Annotated in this window: 14 protein-coding genes; 5 read left to right on the top strand and 9 right to left on the bottom strand. The window is 52.0% G+C overall.

Going from position 1 to position 16,630, the window contains the following annotated elements; all coding sequences use genetic code 11:
- Positions 1–3 precede the first annotated feature (3 nt).
- From pepT to L971_RS00620, 3 genes are all read right to left on the bottom strand, one after another.
- A complete protein-coding gene (pepT, locus tag L971_RS00630) occupies positions 4–1,242 on the bottom strand; it encodes a peptidase T (RefSeq protein ID WP_047373820.1) in 1,239 nt (412 codons plus the stop codon).
- Between the two features lie 97 nt (positions 1,243–1,339).
- Positions 1,340–2,014 (bottom strand): LrgB family protein, encoded by a 675-nt coding sequence (locus L971_RS00625; protein ID WP_029333851.1) that lies wholly within the window; start codon positions 2,012–2,014, stop codon positions 1,340–1,342.
- Positions 2,011–2,367, bottom strand: coding sequence for a CidA/LrgA family protein (locus L971_RS00620; protein WP_024370928.1), 357 nt, complete (start codon positions 2,365–2,367; stop codon positions 2,011–2,013). The genes L971_RS00625 and L971_RS00620 overlap by 4 nt, the downstream gene beginning before the upstream one ends.
- Before the next feature lie 151 nt (positions 2,368–2,518).
- On the opposite strand from L971_RS00620, the gene L971_RS00615 reads away from it, so the two are divergent.
- On the top strand, positions 2,519–3,256 hold the full coding sequence (locus L971_RS00615) for a YwqG family protein (RefSeq protein WP_047373819.1): 738 nt from the start codon (positions 2,519–2,521) through the stop codon (positions 3,254–3,256).
- 44 nt (positions 3,257–3,300) lie between these two features.
- Here the strand turns inward: L971_RS00615 and L971_RS00610 are convergent, their stop codons facing one another.
- Positions 3,301–6,450: an efflux RND transporter permease subunit gene (locus tag L971_RS00610; protein ID WP_047373817.1), complete on the bottom strand. Its 3,150-nt coding sequence runs from the start codon at positions 6,448–6,450 to the stop codon at positions 3,301–3,303.
- Between the two features lie 27 nt (positions 6,451–6,477).
- A complete protein-coding gene (locus L971_RS00605) occupies positions 6,478–7,044 on the bottom strand; it encodes a TetR/AcrR family transcriptional regulator (protein WP_024370925.1) in 567 nt (188 codons plus the stop codon).
- A 227-nt stretch (positions 7,045–7,271) separates the two neighbouring features.
- Between L971_RS00605 and L971_RS00600 the strand changes: the two genes are divergently transcribed.
- The 3 genes from L971_RS00600 to L971_RS00590 all read left to right on the top strand — a co-directional run bounded on the left by L971_RS00600 (position 7,272) and on the right by L971_RS00590 (position 10,821).
- Entirely contained in the window at positions 7,272–8,342 is a 1,071-nt protein-coding gene (locus L971_RS00600) for a Fe(3+) ABC transporter substrate-binding protein (RefSeq protein WP_024370924.1), read from the top strand.
- 134 nt (positions 8,343–8,476) lie between these two features.
- Entirely contained in the window at positions 8,477–10,114 is a 1,638-nt protein-coding gene (locus tag L971_RS00595) for an iron ABC transporter permease (protein WP_034798780.1), read from the top strand.
- Entirely contained in the window at positions 10,114–10,821 is a 708-nt protein-coding gene (locus L971_RS00590) for an ABC transporter ATP-binding protein (protein ID WP_047373812.1), read from the top strand. Before L971_RS00595 ends, L971_RS00590 begins: the two co-directional genes overlap by 1 nt.
- Before the next feature lie 51 nt (positions 10,822–10,872).
- Here the strand turns inward: L971_RS00590 and L971_RS00585 are convergent, their stop codons facing one another.
- From L971_RS00585 to L971_RS00570, 4 genes are all read right to left on the bottom strand, one after another.
- The gene (locus tag L971_RS00585) at positions 10,873–11,319 is read right to left on the bottom strand and encodes a hypothetical protein (RefSeq protein WP_047373810.1); all 447 of its coding nucleotides are present in this window, start codon (positions 11,317–11,319) and stop codon (positions 10,873–10,875) included.
- Positions 11,320–11,648: 329 nt separating this feature from the next.
- The gene (locus L971_RS00580) at positions 11,649–12,551 is read right to left on the bottom strand and encodes a class F sortase (protein ID WP_047373808.1); all 903 of its coding nucleotides are present in this window, start codon (positions 12,549–12,551) and stop codon (positions 11,649–11,651) included.
- 18 nt (positions 12,552–12,569) lie between these two features.
- A complete protein-coding gene (locus L971_RS00575; RefSeq protein WP_024370919.1) occupies positions 12,570–13,910 on the bottom strand; it encodes a hypothetical protein in 1,341 nt (446 codons plus the stop codon).
- A gap of 82 nt (positions 13,911–13,992) precedes the next feature.
- A complete protein-coding gene (locus L971_RS00570; protein ID WP_047373804.1) occupies positions 13,993–14,772 on the bottom strand; it encodes a helix-turn-helix domain-containing protein in 780 nt (259 codons plus the stop codon).
- A 122-nt stretch (positions 14,773–14,894) separates the two neighbouring features.
- Between L971_RS00570 and L971_RS00565 the strand changes: the two genes are divergently transcribed.
- A complete protein-coding gene (locus L971_RS00565; RefSeq protein WP_047373802.1) occupies positions 14,895–16,544 on the top strand; it encodes an alpha-glucosidase in 1,650 nt (549 codons plus the stop codon).
- The last annotated feature ends 86 nt before the right edge of the window (positions 16,545–16,630 follow it).

The following is a 16,630-nucleotide window of genomic DNA, read 5'->3' as shown; positions in this document are numbered from 1 at the left end:
AAATTATGCTCGAGCCCGTTCGGCGAACGTGCGAAGCGTCTGGATGATGACGTGTGTCGCTTTTTCCATGTTGTTGACGGAGATATATTCGAACTTTCCATGATAGTTCTCGCCGCCGGTAAAGATGTTCGGCGTCGGAAGGCCCATGTAAGACAGTTGCGAACCGTCCGTTCCGCCGCGAATCGGTTCGATTTTCGGTTCAATGCCAAGGTCACGCATGACGTCCGCGACCGTGTCGACGATGTGTTTCACCGGGACGATCTTTTCGGCCATGTTGTAATATTGATCGTCCATCTTCAAGTCGATGCGCGCTTCACCGTATTTCTGCTTCCATTCCGCGACGAGCTTCTCAAGCAACACTTTGCGTGCCTCGAATTTCGCTTTGTCGTGGTCGCGGATGATGTACTGGAGCGTCGTCGTCTCGACATCGCCCGAGAAACCGTTCAAGTGGAAGAAGCCTTCATACTCGCTCGTGTGCTCCGGTGCTTCGTCGGCCGGGAGGCGGTTATGGAATGCCATCGCCAGCTTCATCGAGTTGACCATCTTGTTCTTCGCGCTGCCTGGGTGGACGTTCGTTCCGTGGAACGTCACGGTCGCACCGGCTGCGTTGAAACTCTCATACTGCAGTTCGCCGAGTGGACCGCCGTCCATCGTGTAGGCGAAGTCCGCATTGAAGTGCTCGACGTCGAATTTGTGTGGTCCGCGTCCGATTTCTTCATCCGGTGTGAAGGCGATCCGGACCGGTCCGTGTTCGATCTCCGGATGGGCGAGCAAGTACTCGACCGCGGTGACGATCTCGGCGATGCCCGCTTTGTCATCGGCCCCGAGGAGCGTCGTTCCGTCCGTCGTCATGAGTGTGTGACCGACGTATCCGTCAAGCTCAGGGAAGTCTTTCGGTGACATGATGACACCGAGTGCCTCGTTCAAGACGATATCGCCGCCCTCGTAATGTTCGACGAGTTGCGGATTGACGTTCGTCCCGGTGAAATCGGTCGCCGTGTCAACGTGAGCGAGGAGCCCGATCGTCGGCACATCAAAGTCAACGTTGCTTGGAAGTGTCGCGAACAAGTAGCCATACGCATCCGTCTCGACGTCTTCGAGACCGAGCGCTTTCAACTCGGTTTCGAGATGACGAATCAAATCCCATTGTTTTGCCGTCGACGGCGTCGTCTCACTCGTGAAGTCAGATTGCGTGTCAATCTTGGCGTACGTCATTAACCGTTCAATCAATTTTGATTGCATAAAAAATACCTCCCCAAATCGTTTCTCATCCGTTTTAGTGTAGCACGGGAACCGTTTGGAGAAGTATCAAAATTGTTTGAAAACTGGACGGGTGTCATTAAATGAGGAATGGCAGCAAATAAGGAAGCAAAAACGACGTGAAAATGGCTGAGAGTCCCATCGCAGCCCCACCTGTTGCACCCGATAGCGGATGTTCCGTCGCGGCTTGGGCCGTCCCGATGCCGTGACTGATTGTCCCGAGCGCGAGACCGCGCGTGAACGGATCACTCACGTTAAAGAGTGTTAAAATCATGGGTCCGATCATGGCACCGAGTATGCCGCAGGCGACCGTGATCGAAGCGGCAAGCGACGCATCTCCTTGAAGCTGTCTCGCGAGTTCGAGGGCGATTGGAGCCGTGACCGATTTGACCGAGAGTCCGATGAGTACTTTGTCTGTCAATGTAAGTGTTGTGCCAACTATGACGGCGACAAGTATGGTCGAGACGGTACCGGCAAGTATCGCGCCAAGGGCGCGTTTCGCCCGCGCGAGCAGTGTCGGCAAGTTGCGATAAAGCGGCAAGCCTAACGCGACCGTCGCCGGACCGAGCAGGATGGTGATGATGTCTTTCGCCGGTTCATATACGTCATACGATTGACCAGATAAAAGAAGCGTCACAATCAAAAACGTGGTGCTCAAGAAGACGACGTTCGTGAACGGGGACGCCCATTTAAAAGACAACTTCCGACTGATAAGATAGACGGCAATCGTGACGAGTACCCAAAAGATCGTCATGATGCTTCACCCCGTCTACCTGAGATGACTGCGGTCACGACAAGCCCGACAAGCAAACTAATAAGTAAGGAGACAAAGAGCGGGATGCCCTCTGCTTTTAACAGGTCGCTATAGGACATGAGACCGACCGCAATCGGAATAAAGAAAAAAGCGAGGTGTTTCGTCAAAAACCCGGCACTATCCTCAATCCACTCGACACGGATCACTTTCGTCATGAGCAAGGTCAACAGTAACACCATCCCTATGACGTTGCCTGGAACGTTCCAGGCGAGCGTCGCGACAATCCAATTGCCGAGCGCGCTTAACCCGAATAAGAGCGAAAGGCCGATTATCCATTTGATTAGAAGTTGCATGAGAGACATCCTTTCGCGTATAAGTTCAAAACGTATGCATTTTCTCAAGTTTTCACATCGTGGTCAAGATAAAGGCTAGTCAAAAAAAGATAATGGGTACATACGTTCGGTGTGTTACACTACTTTCATCATATACAAATGGGGTGCGAAAATGGAACCACAATCGGTAAAGCGGTTGATCGAATCACGTGAACTTGAGCATGGAGAAGAGATTGTGGCGGCGTTCAAGAAACGCGTCAATGTGAAGCTCGTCCCGCGCGCAACGCGAGAGGAAGTAGCGATCGGGTACTCCAAATTTGGCGGGTATCCTGATTTGGTAAGTGTAGCCGACCATCCAGGGGAGAATTTGACGTTTTTGGCTCAGTTCCGGTTGAGCGATTTCGCTAGATGCGAATCGGTCGAGGCGCTACCTAAGGAAGGTCTGTTATCATTCTTTTACGATTTGGATGAACAGCCGTGGGGGGATGCGGACGAACGGCATTTGTGGCGTGTCGTCTACACGAATGAAACGACACTCGAGCGCGTTCGAATCGGCGAGGCGCTCAACGAACGTGATGTTGCGTTCGAGGAAAGCTATGCCCCGATTGTCGATTCGTTGCTCGAACACATGACGGAGGATGATTTCACGGCGATGGAAGAACTGTTCGATGAAGGCGAAGTGCATGCGATCGGCGGACATCCGGATGCGGTCCAAAACGATGTGTTCGAAGAGATTGAAGACACGCATGGCGAACGCTTCTCCAATCCGTTCCTACTCTTTCAAATGGACTCGACGGAAGAGCTCGACGTCATGTTCGGGGATGCCGGCATCCTTTACTTCCTCATCCCGACCGAAGCGCTCCAAGCCAAACGTTTCGAAGAAGCGGAAATCATCATGCAATGTTATTGAACGCCAAAAGAGAGTCGACCGCAGATGGTCAACTCTCTTTTTGATTACGCTTGTTTCTGTTTACGGAACCGTGCGAAGAACTCATACACGATCGGAACGATGAGGAGCGTCAATAGCGTCGAACTTGTCAGTCCGCCGATGACGGTCACACCGAGTCCTTTCGAGATGAGGGCGCCGCCTTCAAGGCCGAGGGCGAGCGGTGACAAGGCACCGATCGTCGCGAGCGCCGTCATGAGGATCGGACGGAGTCGCGTACCGGCCGCTTCAAGTAGCGCCTCGCGTGTCGATAATCCTGCTGCTTCTTTATGGATGACGCGGTCGATCAAGACGATCGCGTTCGTGACGACGATCCCGATCAACATGAGCGCCCCGATGAGTGCCGAGACGGAAATCGTCTCACCCGTGATGAGAAGGGCGACGAGTCCCCCGATAATCGCATAAGGAAGCGAGAACAAGACGACGAACGGGGTGATGGCGCCGCCGAACGTAATGACGAGCACCAAGTAGACGATGGCAACGGCCGCTAGCATGGCGAGACCGAGTTGCGTGAACGACTCTTGAATCTGTTCTGTCACGCCGCCGATATCGTAGGACACACCGCTAGGCAGGTCGATCGCTGCCACGCGTTCTTCAATCGCGGCCGACGCTTCGGTCGCTTTGTCCGTGCTGAGCTCGACGTTGACACGGGCGAGGAGCTTGCCGTCGCGCTGTACGAGCGTGTCCGGTGTCGTCCCTTCCTCGACTTCAATGAAGTCCGAGATTGGACGTGGGCCGAACGGGGTCGTGATTTCTTGCGCTTGCAAGTCTTCGATGCTGTCATATGTGACTTGTTCGGTCGGGATGATGACATCGAGTTGTTTGTCATCGACCGTCACACTGGCGAGCGGGCTTTCCTGTGCCTGGAACTGGCCGATCGTTTGAGCGATTTGGAACGCCGAGACACCGGCTTCAGCTGCCGCTTGTTGGTCGACGTTGAACGTGTATTGCACGTACGACTCACGCAAGTCAGACGTGGCTTGACGGACGTAATCGGTCTCTTGTTCGATCGTCTCGACGAACGTCGGAACAATCGCCTCGAGATCCTCAAGCGAGTTGGCATAGACGTTGTACGTCACGCCGCTCGTTGCACCTCCACCCGTGAAATCTTGCTCTTTCCACTCACCGGCAGGGGCGAGTTCGTTCAAACGTTCGATATCTGAAAGTTTGACGTCGGCGAAATCATTCGTGGCCGGGTCGTATTGAACGATGAAGATTCCTTGCTTGTTGTTGCCCGGATTGAGCGGGTTTTCGCCGCCGACCGTGAACTGGACGTCGGTCGCGTTCGGCTGTTCGTCCATGAAATACGTTTCCGCGACTTCAGCCGCTGCGATCGAATCGTCGAGCGTCTGGCCTGGTTCTGGGTCGAACGTGACGAACAACGTCTTCTCAGAGTCTTGGTTCAAGAAGTTGACACCGATGGCCGGGACGAGCGCGAAGCTACCAACCAAGAGGAGCGTCGCGAGCCCGAAGACGACGAGCTTATGGTTGAGTGACCAGTCGAGGACACCACGGTACCATTCGGCGAGTTTGCCTGGACCTTCTTCTGGTTTCAACTTGTCGCGGTTCTTGAAGAACGAGTCGGCCATCATCGGCACGACCGTAATAGCGACAAGGAGCGAGGCGAGCAAGGCGAAGACGACGGTCAATGCGAACGGTAAGAACAACTCGCCGACAAAGCCGGTCACAAAGCCGAGCGGTAAGAAGACGGCGATTGTCACGATCGTCGAAGAAGCGATTGGAATGAACACTTCTTTCGTCGAGGCGATGATGAGTTCTTTGCCGCGCAGCGGTTCGTTCGGACGCGTGAGACGGCGATAGATGTTTTCGATGACGACGATGGAGTCATCGACGACACGACCGATGGCGACCGTCATCGCACCGAGCGTCATGATGTTGAGCGTAATGTCGAGTTGCTTCAAGACGATGAGCGCCATTAAGAGCGAAAGCGGGATCGAGATGACGGCGATAATCGTCGAGCGGACGTTACGAAGGAACACGAGAATGATCAAGATGGCGAATAACCCGCCGAGTAGCGCTTTCGATACCATCGTCTCGACCGATTCTTCAATCGGTTGTCCTTGGTCAAGCGTGATGGAGACGTTGGCCGTCTCATAGTCCGCTTCAAAATCATCAAGGATGTCTTTGACCGCGTTGACGACGTCGACCGTGTTCGCGTCTTGCGTCTTCGTCACTTGAATGCCGATTGACCGTTCCCCGTTCGAACGTGAAATCGACTCTTCGATACCACGGTCTTCGATGGTCGCGAGTTCGCTCAAGGCGACCGTCGGGACGGACGTCGGCACGTTGGCCGGGATATCACTCGGAATGTCTGTCGGCAGGTCGGTTGGCAGTTGCGGTGTCTCTCCGGTCGGGAGTTCACTCGGCACACCTGGCGCCTGTGGCGATTCGGCTGGTGAGTATGGGATTTGCAGGTCGCGGAACGCTTCAAGCGTCTCAGACTTGCCGTCGATGACGACCGCTTGCTCCGAGTCCCCGAGTTCATATAGGCCGAGGGCGATGCGGGCATCGTTCGCTTGAATCAACTGCTTGACCGTCTCTTCCGTCAAATTGTATTCGGCGAGGGCGGCGGCGTCGAACTCAAGTTCAACGCGACGGATCTCTTGTCCGGCGATTTGGACGAGCTGCGCCCCTTCCACTCCTTCGAGGGCGGGTTGCAACTCTTCCTCGACGAGCTTCGTCAATTCAGCCAAGTCGAGGCTCTCATCTGAGACCGCTGCCCCGATGACCGGGAACGCGTCAAAGCTGAGGCGCGACACTTGCGGGTCCTGGACGGCTTCTGGCAAGTCGACGTTACTGAGTGCGTCTTTCACTTGCTGCTCGGCCGATTCCATGTCGGTGCTGAAATCATAGTCGATTTGAATGTTCGACGCGTTTTGGAATGAGCTCGAGCGGACTTGTTCGACTCCGTTCAAGCTTTTCAGCCGGTCTTCGAGCACGGTGCTCACTTCGTCGAGCACTTGCTCAGGTGATGCTCCTGGGTAAATCGTTGTCACCGAAACGGTCGGTGTCGTGATGTCAGGAAGTGTTTCAAGTTTCATCGTGAGACCGGCGAAGATTCCGGCGGCCGTCAAGATGATCGTCATCAACCAGACTGCGAACTTGTTGTTGACGGAAAAGGACGTGATTTTTTGCATGGGGTTCCATTCTCCTCTGCGTGCGAATTAGTTTTCCGTATCGATACGGCGGGCTCGCTCGATTAACCGAGCGATGATTTGTTGCTTCAATTCTGTCGGAGGGACGCCGACGTGGAAATGTTCGGACATCATCATCCCTTCGAGCGCATAACGGATAATCATCGTCTCAACGGGATCGCTCGTCTGTTGAAACTGCGCGAAGAACGTGTCGATTTCGTGCTTCCATCGCTCGGCATAGTCTTGATCGACAGCGAACAATGTTAAAAAAGCGATCATCTTCTCGGCATCGATATGGAGTGAAGAACGTTCTGGGTACAACTTCGTCTCGTCGAACAGTCGCACGAACGCCTCGATCGGACCGTAGCCCTCTAGTTGAAGCGATTCGTACATGTCGTTTTGTTCGGTTTGCAACCGCTCGACGATGGCGGTCAATAACGCCTCTTTTGATGGATAGTGGTAGAGCAATCCACCTTTTGACACGCCAGCCGTCTTAGCGACTTCATCTAACGTGAGTTGATGGACTCCGTGCTCCATAATGATGTCGCTTGCCGCATCTAACAATTTTTGTTTCGTCACATTCGATCGGTTCGTCATCGTACCCCTCTTTTCTATACCGACCAGACGGTTTTTTCTTTCTCATCATAAATGTCAAATCATTTTGAAGTCAAGAAATGATGCCCTCAAAACTGTTAAGTTATAAATTTATAACTACTGTAAACGATTTCAAAAAAAGGTTGACGTGAGAATGATTATCAGTGATGATAGTAATTGAGAGTAATTATCATTACCAATAAACAGACTAAAACGTGGGGGACTTACACATGAACAAAAAGTATATGGCACTAGGACTTTCGGCAGCACTTACGACATCTTTGCTTGCCGCTTGCGCGAGCACAGAAGAGACAACGTCAACAGGAGACAATGAGACGGCGGAAGAGTCAAAAGTCGTCAACGTCTACTCAAGCCGTCATTACGACGTCGACAAAGAGCTTTACAAGCAGTTCGAAGAAGAGACGGGTGTGAAAGTCAACGTTGTCGAAGGGAAGGGCGACGAGCTACTCGAGCGTCTCAATACAGAAGGGTCGAACACAGAAGCAGATCTCTTCATCACGGCGGACGCCGGAAACTTGCACCAAGCGAAAGAATCAGGTCATCTTCAAGCGGTCGATAGCGACGTGCTTGAGTCGAACATCCCAGAAAAATACCGTGATACGGACAATGAGTGGTTCGGTCTCACAAAGCGTGCTCGTGTCATCGTCTATGCGAAAGACCGTGTGAATCCTGAAGACTTGTCGACGTATGAAGCACTCACAGAAGAACAGTGGAACGGGAAAGTGCTCGTTCGTCCATCTGAAAACATGTACAACATCTCGCTTCTCGCATCGTTCATTGAAGTGAACGGTGTCGACAAGGCGAAAGAATGGGCAGAAGGACTCGTGAACAACTTCGCGCGTGACCCGCAAGGAAACGACCGTGACCAAGCGAAAGCCGTTGTGGCCGGAGAAGGCGATGTCGCCATCATGAACACGTACTACATGGGTCTCATGTTGAACTCAGAAGACGCGGAAGAAAAGAAAGTCGCGGAACAAGTCGGTGTGTTCTTCCCGAACCAAGACACGACTGGCACGCACGTCAACATCTCTGGGATCGCGATGACGAAAGCGTCGAAAAACTCAGAGAATGCGAAGAAGCTCATGGAGTTCATGTCTAACCCGTCAGCCCAAGAGCAGTTCGCAAGTGCAAACTTCGAATACCCGGTCAATGAATCAGTCGAACCGAACGAGCTCCTCAAATCATGGGGTGAGTTCAAAGAGCAAGACATCAACTTGTCTGTGCTCGGTGAGAATCAGCAAGAAGCTATCCGTGTGTTGAACGAATCTGGTTGGAAATAAGACGACTTCGGCTTGAACAAACGTTCAGGCCGAAGATTTTTCGGTTTCTCGACAGTCTGACGGTACAACGTGAGGGCGGAAACTGATATGATGGGACAGGAAGTGATCGAAAGAAAGAATGGGAGCTGTACGGCATGAACTGGTATGCGATGAAACGACAACTGAATGGATGGGCCATCCTTAGCTTTATCGCGTTGTTGTTCATCGTCTTGCCCGGGATCATCGTTTTGATTGAATTGTTCGCACCGGTGAACGACAACTGGCAACATATCCGTGAGTATTTGTTGCCGCGTTACGTGAGGAACACGCTCGTGATCATGCTCGCGACCGGTGTCTTGACGACGATTATCGGGACAAGCCTTGCTTGGTTTATCACCGTGTATGATTTCCCGTTCCGTCGATTTTTCAAATGGGCGCTCATCTTACCGCTCGCCATCCCGCCGTATATCGGGGCGTATACGTACCATGGGATCTTGAATTACACAGGCGTCATCCAGACGACGCTCCGGAACGATTTTGGGATTTCCGTGAATCAGTCGTATTTCAACATCATGACGATTCAAGGAACGATCTTCATCTTCACGCTCTTTTTATATCCGTACATTTATACGATCACAAGGGCCTTTCTCCACAACCAGTCTTCCTCGATGATCGAGAACGCCCGCATCCTTGGGCGCGGGTCATGGGACATCTTCTTTACGGTCGTCATCCCGATTTCTCGCGTCGCCATCATCGGCGGCGTCAGCCTCGTCTTGATGGAAGTGTTAAACGACTATGGGGTCGTGAAGTATTTCGGGATTCAGACGTTCAGTACGGCTATCTTCAGCACATGGTTCGGGATGAAGGACACGTCTTCTGCGCTTAAACTCGCCGGGACGCTCATGATTCTCGTCATCGCGATTTTGACGATGGAACGGCTCGTCCGGGGGAGAAAGCAGTTCAGCTATGCGACGACGAAAGTGAAGCCGCTGAAGCCGAGACCGCTGAACGGATGGCATCGTTACGCGGTCCTCGGTTACGTGTCGACGGTGTTCGGGATTGCCTTCGTCATCCCGTTCGTCCAGCTCATCGCCTGGACGGTGCTGACGTTCGAGCAAGTGTTCACAGCGGAATTCTTCCGACTCGTCTGGAACACGGTGAGCGTCGCCTTCATCGCCACGGTGATCATTCTCGTGTTCGCCCTCATCATCGCCAACTATACGCGATTGTTCCCATCGAACATGACGCGTGTCATCTCGAAAGTGACGACGCTCGGCTATTCGATTCCGGGAGCGGCCATCGCCATCGCTGTCATCACATTGTTCTTACTATTAGATGAATGGGTGTTGAAAGTGGCGCTCGCGTTAGATTTAGGGCAGACGTTCGTATTCCGGACGACGCTCATCATGCTCATCTTCGCCTACGTCATTCGTTTCCTCGCCATCGGGTACAACTCGATCGAGAGCGGGTTCGAGAAAGTCGGAAAGTCGTTCACAGAGGCGTCGCGTATGCTCGGGTGGGGGACCGTGCAGACGTTCTTCCGGGTTGATATCCCGATGATCAAAGGGGCGATCATGAGTGCGTTCATCCTCGTCTTTATCGACATCATGAAAGAGTTGCCGCTGACGCTGTTTTTACAACCGTTCAACTTCTCAACGCTTGCGACGCAAGCGTTCAAATATGTCAGTGACGAGAAGATTCATGAGGCCGCGCTCGCCTCGATCGTCATCGTGCTCATGAGCGGATTGTTGATCTTTGTTTTCCATAAGGTGCTTGATAAGGAGGCCGACTAATGTTTGTTCAAATCAACGACTTACACTTCAGCTATAAAGGTGCGCATGAAGAGACGATCAAAGGGTTCTCGCTCTCGATCACAAAAGGTGAGATTGTCTCGCTTCTTGGTGACAGCGGCTCGGGGAAAAGTACGATTTTACGCCTCATCGCCGGTCTCGAGATGCCGAATCAAGGCGTCGTCGTCGTCAACGATTGCGTCTGTTGTGACGACTGCCAATTCATGCCGCCGGAACAACGCGGTGTTGGCATGGTGTTCCAAGACTATGCACTCTTCCCGCACATGACCGTTGAGAAGAACATCCGTTTTGGCCTTCATAAACTTGGACGGAAAGAACGGAACGAACGGGTCGAGGAGATGCTTGCGCTCGTGAACTTGTCGGAGTTCCGTCACCGGTTCCCGTACGAATTGAGCGGCGGTCAACAGCAACGTGTCGCGCTCGCGCGTGCGCTCGCACCGAAGCCGTCCCTCCTCATCTTGGATGAGCCGTTCAGTAACTTGGACACGTCACTCCAGCACCGGATCCGCGACGACTTGCGCCGTCTCTTGAAACAGACGGGTACGACGACGATCTTCGTCACCCACGACGAAGAGGACGCGGAAGCGCTCGCTGACCGCATCGTCTACCTCGGAGAAGGCAAAATTAAGAAGCAAATCATGACGGAGAACAACAAGACGTTCAACCCGCAGATTCCATGTTTCGTATAAGTACGGCGCACTCATTCATCAAAAATGGGTGCGTCTTTTTTGTGAAATTCATTACTCAAAGAAACGATTGTCTAAAGCAGACAGATGCTCTTGCCAATCCGACCAATGGGATTGAAGTGATGTGATCAATCCAGTCCCACCGAAGCTAATTGTACTTTCATGGGATGCATAAATAATCCAGTTCATTTTTTGGTCAAACCAATAACGTTCTAAATACCGACCGTCATAACAAGGATCTAATGAAGCGGTGTCGATTTGCCATAGCGTACGGTCCTCATGCAGTTCAAATATTTGTTCCGTCCCTTGGTCCCGTATCCATTGCTGGATTTCTTCGATTTTTTGATCGACATCTTCAATGTAATCGCTATCGAATGCAATCACATCGAATCGACGAGAGGTGGAGAGAGGGTACCAATAATATGTGTCGTTCACACCCCAAATGGTGCGAATTCTTCTCGTTAACTGATTTGCAAAAGGTTTTGAAAGTTGAATCCTCATGATTTGAAACTCCTTATCTTAACTCGATGTATTTTTTGCTACATTCACTATATATGGAAAATAGACAAAAGGCCCTTAGATTTTGTAGATGGCACTGAAATACTTCAACATCCGAGTGCTTCCGTCCGGCACGCCGCTATACATGTCCGACTTGCCGAATATGCTGCTGCAAACTAGTCGCGGTCAACCTGAAGCGAATCATCACCCTTCGAGATAAGACCAAAGGAAAAGGGGACTGTCCCGACGTGAGTCGGTTCAGTCCCCTTTTCAGTTCACGCTCAGATAACGCGAAGGTCTTTCAGTGCCCTAAAAGATGCGTGTTTCGAGTGTTATTTCGTTTGTTCGGAAGGACTCGATTCATTGCCGAGCCGGTCGATTGCCGTGACGTAATAGGTGGCCCCTTCGTCCGGCACTTCAATACTTTTTCGGGCATGGGACGGAACGCTCTCAAGATGCACGTTCTCCCCGTCAATGACTTGGTAAATCCGATATCCAATCACAGTGTCATTACGGACGGCATGCCACGTGAGGAACGTACCGCGAAGTTCGACGTTCGTCGGGACATCGAGCGCGATGTCATCAGCGAGAGGCACTTCCGCATCGACGAGTTCGGTATAGACGACGAATCGCTCGTCATAACCGGCACTGCCGAACGTTCCGGAACACGTGATCAAGTTTAAGTTCCGTTTATCCGTTGCGCCGAAGATTTCTTTAATGGGCGCACTTGCTGTCTCATACCGCTCGGTCTTCGTAACCTCGAACCGGAGCGTGTTCCCAGCCTCGTCAACGATGACGATTTCATCACCTTCAACGAGTTGGTCGAGCTCGTAGAAGACGGCGGGCCCCGTCTTACTGTCGACATGTCCGGCGATGACGGCATTGCCTTTACTGCCGGGCTTGACACCGGGCTCGAACCAGCCGACTTGATCCTCATCAGCTGGCACGCCCATCTGTCCGTTTTCGAGCACGCCGACTTGTTCGATGGCGGTGTCGACGTTGATTTTTGGGATTTGAAGTTGGACGGGTGTAGCGGCCTTGGCACTTTCCTCTTCCTCGGCTAATCGGAGCTTCTTCACCTCTTCCTGTAGAAGTGAGAATTCAGCCGATAAATCTGGACTCTCCTCTATTTGTTTTTCTTCTACAGGTGGTGACGACGATTCTTGGGCGCTCGTCCACGTCCAGAAGCCAAAACAAAAGAGAGAGAGCGCCAGAAACAAATGGCGCTTGTTCATGGGCTCCCTCCTTATTTCTTATTGTTCAGATACTTTACGGTTGCGAAGTGTGACAAAGGCGAGTAAGATTCCGCCAAGTACAGCAAGGCCAGCGTAGAGTGTGTTCATCGATTGTGTTTGTGCACCACCGAGACCTGTTTCAGGCATTTCTTCAGGCATCGTTGTTTCAGCAAACTTGTCAGGCATTTGCGTCACAATCGCGTTACCGAGTGTCTCACCAACACCGAACATGAACGCGTATCCTTCACGGAATGACATCCAAGCCGCTTCTGCATCACCGGCTACATATTGATCGAACGTTTGAAGCACGAGTGCTTCGTGTTGTTTGATTGCTTCTTCACCGGCAGCTTGTGGCAAGTTGCCTTCTGTCGCCGCGTCGAGGAATGTGCTGAAGTCGACAGCGAACTGGTCGAGCTTCATGCGGGCTTCTTCGATTTTCGCTTCGTCGCCTTCGAGTGTAGCGGCAACGATGTCACCTTGGGCTGTGATGTGGTTGCCGTTCCATACTTTCTCGAACTGGGCCGCACCTTCATCACCGTAGACTGAACCGATGGCTGCTTTGAAATCGAGTGTGTTCTGATCTTCAGCCCAGCTCACGTAGTCGAAGTCTTCTGCTTGGTCGTACCCTTTTTGCATGCCGATTGCGGCGAGGGCGAAGTGTTCACCAGCAAGGCTGTTCAATGTCGAGCGAAGCTCGACGGCCGGTGTGTCGGCTGGTGAATCGAACTTGTCAGGCATTTGTGTGACGATTGCACCTGAGAGGGCTTTACTGATGTCGAACATGAGCTTGTATCCTTCACGATACGTCATATATGCCGACTCATAGTCACCTGCGACATAGTTGTCGAATACTGAGAGAACTTGGTCTTCGTGAAGTTCAAGGACGTCAGCTGCAGCGTCTTTTGGAAGGTTTCCTTCTGTCGCTGCGTCGAGGAACGTTGAGAATTCTTCAACGAATTCATCTACTTCTGCTTCTGCTTCAGCGCGGAGTGCTTGATCCTCTGACTTGGCTGCTTCGACGAAGTCTGCCGAGTAGTCGTTATGGCCGGCGAAGATTTCTTCGAATTGCGCCGCGCCTTCGTCACCGTAGATTGATGCGATAGCCGGTGTCATATCGAGTGCGTTCTGGTCGAGCGCTTTCATCGCGACTTCAGCGTCAGGTGCTCCGTCATATGCTTTCATCATCGATGTGACCGCTAAGACGTAATGCTCAGACAGCAACTGGTCGAGGGTCGCACGAAGGTCACCAGCCGGTGTACTCGCTGTCGGTGCGTGATCTGCCGCCTGGGCGTTGATTGGGACGAGTAAGCCTAACGCTAACGCTGGTGCTACAATCTTGTTCATTGTTTTCTTCTTCATGTGAATCGCTCCTTTTTTTGTGAGTGTTGTCGTTGTTTACACCCATCTAACGGAGCGGTTCAAAAAATGGATCACTCTTTTTTTATTTTTTTTCGTTTTTTTGTTGAAGTGTGCGATACACCCCTGGTGCGACGCCATATTTCCGTTTGAAGATGCGATGGAAATATGGGTATGTTCGAAAACCGGATAGCTCGGCGATTCGTTCGAGCGAGTGTTGTGTATACCGCATTTGCTCTTCGGCGAGCTGTAACCGGATCGACTGGGCGTACTCGATAATCGTCATGCCAGTCACTTCTTTAAAGAGGTGCACGGTCCGCGACACGCTCAAGTCGACCGCGTCGGCGACATCGACGATTTTAAAGTCTGCTGTGACGTTTCTTTCTATATAACGCATCATGCGAGACACGACAGGGGGACGGATATTGGTCCGGCCGTCCACCATCGATCGGTCGAGCATGAGTAAAAGCGCCTCGACCAACTTTTCGATCAACGCGGTGCTCTGTTCATCCACTGGTCGTCGCGCTTCTTCGGTGATATGTTGCCAAAGCGAGAGAAGGCGTGGGTCGATCGAGATCGACGTGATCCTGGAGCGAGTTCCCGTCGCCCACCATGCATCGAGCGTCGGGCCAGCACAAAACAAATGATAGTCGCCACTCGCGGGAGTATCGATGTTCAACTCATAGTAATCCCCTGGTGTGACGAGCAATAAATCACCAGGACGTGTGACGTACGTCTCCCCATTGACAAGAACACGGGCCGCTCCTTCTGTCTGCAAGCGGATCAAGTACGTGCCCAATCGGTTAGCGAACGGAAAAGTATATGTGGAGGTATGGTATGAATAGCCACAAAAGCCGATTTCCATTGAATCACTCCTTTATAATAGCAAGATTGTGCATATATTGATCATATCATGAATAGGCATGAACGTCGGGACGGGTTACGATGATGACGTCAGATTGAACCGATGATGAGGAGGAAACAACTATGAAACAATGGTGGAAAGAAGCAGTCGTGTATCAAATTTATCCCCGCAGCTTTAACGATTCGAATGGGGACGGGATTGGGGACATCCCAGGGATCACGGAGAAGATGTCGTATTTGGCTGAACTCGGGATTGACGTCATCTGGCTGTCGCCAGTGTATGATTCACCGAACGACGACAACGGTTACGACATTCGCGACTATCGTGCCATCATGGATGAGTTCGGAACGATTGACGACTTTGACGCGATGCTTGAAGAGGCACACCGTCACGGCATTAAAATCATGATGGACCTCGTTGTCAATCACTCGTCAGACGAGCACCACTGGTTCATGGAATCTCGTTCTTCAAAAGATAGCCCGTTCCGAGACTACTACATTTGGAAAAAGGGCAAGGATGGTCAACCGCCGACAAACTGGGGCGCTTTCTTTGGTGGCAGTGCGTGGGCATACGATGAGGCGAGCGATGAATACTACTTGCATCTGTTCAGTAAGAAACAGCCTGACTTGAACTGGGAGTCGGAGACGTTGCGCCGGGAAGTATACGATTTGATGACGTATTGGCTCGATAAAGGCGTCGACGGTTTCCGGATGGACGTCATCAACATGATTTCAAAAGATCAGAGCTATCCGGACGGGGAGACGCGCGGCACCGGGTACGGAGACGGGACACCATTCTTCTTCAATGGCCCCCGCATCCACGAGTTCATGCAAGAGATGAACCGGGAAGTGTTATCGAAGTACGACACGATCACGGTCGGCGAGATGCCGGGCGTCAGCGTCGAGGAAGCGAAGCTTTATACGGGAGAAGACCGGAACGAGTTGAACATGGTGTTCCATTTCGAACACGTCGACGTCGGCAACGGCAGTTTCGGGAAGTGGAACCCGACCGACTGGAACTTGACGGACTTGAAGACGATCTTCTCTCGTTGGCAAGAAGGGCTTGACGAAGAAGGGTGGAACAGCCTTTATTGGAGTAACCATGACCAACCGCGGGCGATTTCACGTTTCGGTAACGATTCAGACGAGTACCGGGTCGTCTCCGGCAAGATGCTCGCGACACTTTTGCACATGTTGAAAGGGACGCCTTATATTTATCAAGGGGAAGAGTTCGGGATGACAAACGTCGCGTTCGACTCGATCGAGAAGTATCGTGACATCGAGACGCTCAATGCGTACCGCGATTACACATCGAACGGCTTGTTGACGCACGAGGAAATCTTCCGTGGCATCCACGCCCGTGGACGTGATAATTCGCGGACACCGGTCCAATGGTCGGCTGAGGCGCAAGGCGGGTTCACGACGGGTACGCCATGGATCGACGTTAACCCGAACTACATTGAGGTGAACGCGGAAGCGGCACGAAACGATCCAGACTCGCTCTTCCATTACTATCGTCAGCTGATCACGTTGCGGAAACAGAATCCGGTCGTCGTCTACGGGAAGTATGAGTTATTGCTTCCGGAAGACGAAGCCATCTATGCGTTCACACGCACGCTCGACGGGGAGACGTGGCTCGTCTTATGTAACTTCTCAGCCGAGACGCAAACAAGAACGCTTCCGTATGAAGTGAAAGAACGTGTCATCGGCAACATGGAGCCAATTGAACCGTTCACGCTTCGCCCATATGAGGCACAAGTGTACAAACTATGACAAAAAACTCGCCCGAGCGGCGAGTTTTTTTCTGGCCTATATATTCTCTCCAGTAATCGGGAATAAGAAAAATAGACTCTGACTTT

The sequence above is a fragment of the Exiguobacterium sp. ZOR0005 genome (genome assembly GCF_000798975.1).
Classification (GTDB): Bacteria; Bacillota; Bacilli; order Exiguobacteriales; family Exiguobacteriaceae; genus Exiguobacterium; species Exiguobacterium aurantiacum.
The sequence above is the reverse complement of the archived record's forward strand: the minus strand, read 5'-3'. Positions and strand labels throughout refer to the sequence as shown.

Coding starts and splice junctions, on each gene's coding strand:
- pepT (WP_047373820.1), bottom strand. CDS start 1,242: ATGCAATCAAAATTGATTGAACGGTTAATGACGTACGCCAAGATTGAC.
- L971_RS00620 (WP_024370928.1), bottom strand. CDS start 2,367: ATGCAACTTCTAATCAAATGGATAATCGGCCTTTCGCTCTTATTCGGG.
- L971_RS00610 (WP_047373817.1), bottom strand. CDS start 6,450: ATGCAAAAAATCACGTCCTTTTCCGTCAACAACAAGTTCGCAGTCTGG.
- L971_RS00595 (WP_034798780.1), top strand. CDS start 8,477: ATGAACTGGTATGCGATGAAACGACAACTGAATGGATGGGCCATCCTT.
- L971_RS00585 (WP_047373810.1), bottom strand. CDS start 11,319: ATGAGGATTCAACTTTCAAAACCTTTTGCAAATCAGTTAACGAGAAGA.
- L971_RS00605 (WP_024370925.1), bottom strand. CDS start 7,044: ATGACGAACCGATCGAATGTGACGAAACAAAAATTGTTAGATGCGGCA.
- L971_RS00615 (WP_047373819.1), top strand. CDS start 2,519: ATGGAACCACAATCGGTAAAGCGGTTGATCGAATCACGTGAACTTGAG.
- L971_RS00565 (WP_047373802.1), top strand. CDS start 14,895: ATGAAACAATGGTGGAAAGAAGCAGTCGTGTATCAAATTTATCCCCGC.
- L971_RS00625 (WP_029333851.1), bottom strand. CDS start 2,014: ATGACGATCTTTTGGGTACTCGTCACGATTGCCGTCTATCTTATCAGT.
- L971_RS00590 (WP_047373812.1), top strand. CDS start 10,114: ATGTTTGTTCAAATCAACGACTTACACTTCAGCTATAAAGGTGCGCAT.
- L971_RS00580 (WP_047373808.1), bottom strand. CDS start 12,551: ATGAACAAGCGCCATTTGTTTCTGGCGCTCTCTCTCTTTTGTTTTGGC.
- L971_RS00600 (WP_024370924.1), top strand. CDS start 7,272: ATGAACAAAAAGTATATGGCACTAGGACTTTCGGCAGCACTTACGACA.
- L971_RS00570 (WP_047373804.1), bottom strand. CDS start 14,772: ATGGAAATCGGCTTTTGTGGCTATTCATACCATACCTCCACATATACT.
- L971_RS00575 (WP_024370919.1), bottom strand. CDS start 13,910: ATGAAGAAGAAAACAATGAACAAGATTGTAGCACCAGCGTTAGCGTTA.